General features: G+C 69.4%; 1 protein-coding gene. It reads left to right on the top strand.

The genetic code is table 11. The features are described from left to right. A partial coding sequence (locus tag ACTWQJ_RS51370; protein ID WP_443313199.1) for an amidohydrolase family protein occupies positions 1-1,242 on the top strand: 1,242 nt, incomplete at its 5' end. Between the last annotated feature and the right edge of the window lie 153 nt (positions 1,243-1,395).

Here is a 1,395-nt window from a genome sequence, read left to right as displayed (position 1 = left end):
CCGGCGCTGGAGGGTGAGGACAAGAAGACCTCCACCCGTTATTTCCTGCGGGAGCTGAACAGGTTCGGGCTCACGTCGGCGATCGACGCGGCCGGGGGATTCCAGAACTTCCCCGACAACTACAGCACCGTCGTCGAACTGGCCAAGGCCGGCCAACTGTCGCTGCGTATCGCCTATCATCTCTTCCCGCAGACCGCCGGCCAGGAAATCGACGACCTCGCCCGTTGGATCGAAATGGCCCGCCCCGAGGACGGCGACGAATGGCTGCGCCTCAACGGCGCCGGGGAGAACCTCACCTGGGCGGCAGCGGATTTCGAGAACTTCACCCAACCGCGCCCGGAACTCGCCCCCGACTACGAAGCGGAATTCGAGAAGGCCGTGCGACTCCTCATGGAGAACGGCTGGGGATTCCGCCTGCACGCCACCTATGACGAGACCATCCGCCGCGATCTCGCGGTCTTCGAGAAACTCGCCGCGGAAGGACTTTTCCCGGCCGGGAACCGGTGGCTGTTCGACCATGCGGAGACCGTCTCCGCCGACAGCCTCGACCGTATCGCCGCTCTCGGCGGCGCCATGTCGGTGCAGAACCGGCTGTCCTTCCAGGGTGAGGCGTTCCTGCGCCGCTACGGCCCCGGTGCGGCCGCGGACGCGCCGCCGATCCGGGCCATGCTGGAGCGCGGCCTGACCGTCGGCGCCGGCACCGACGCCACCCGGGTCTCCACGTACAACCCCTGGATCGCCCTGCACTGGCTGATCTCCGGCCGGACCGTCGGCGACCTGGTCGTCCGCCCGCCGGAGAACCGTGTCGACCGGCAGACCGCACTGGCGATGTTCACCGAGGCGGGTGCCGCGCTGACCGGCGAAGACGCCGTCAAGGGCGTGCTCAAGCCGGGCTGCCTCGGTGACCTCGCGGTCCTGTCGGAGGACTACTTCACCGTGCCCGAGCCGGACATCGCGCACATCGAGTCCCTGCTGACGGTCGTCGGCGGCCGGATCGTCTACGCCGCCGCCGAGTACGAGGGCCTCGACGAGGAACTGCCGCCCATCAGCCCCGCCTGGAGCCCGGTCGCGCACTTCGGCGGCTACCAGGCCACGCCTCGCACGGGCCTGTCGGGCGCCCGCCAGGCCGAGTTGCTCGGCCAGGCTGTCGCCGAGTCGGAGCAGCACCGCCAGTGGCGTGCCCGACGCGGCCTGGCCCCGGAAACCGAGAGCACGGTCTTCGACCCCTGCTTCTCCCTCTGACCTCCCGGGAGGGGCCCGGTCACGAGCCGCCCCTCCCGGGACACCACCCCCCAACCCGCACCGCCCAACAGACGGTTGCTCTCAACAGCGGACGCCCGTCCGCCATCACATCACTCATCGAAAGGCTCCCTCATGGTCAACATCTCCGACGTC

The sequence above is a fragment of the Streptomyces sp. KR55 genome, assembly GCF_052245645.1.
Lineage (GTDB): Bacteria > Actinomycetota > Actinomycetes > Streptomycetales > Streptomycetaceae > Streptomyces > Streptomyces flavusporus.
Note: the sequence above shows the minus strand (reverse complement) of the source record. Positions and strands in the feature narration are given on the sequence as shown.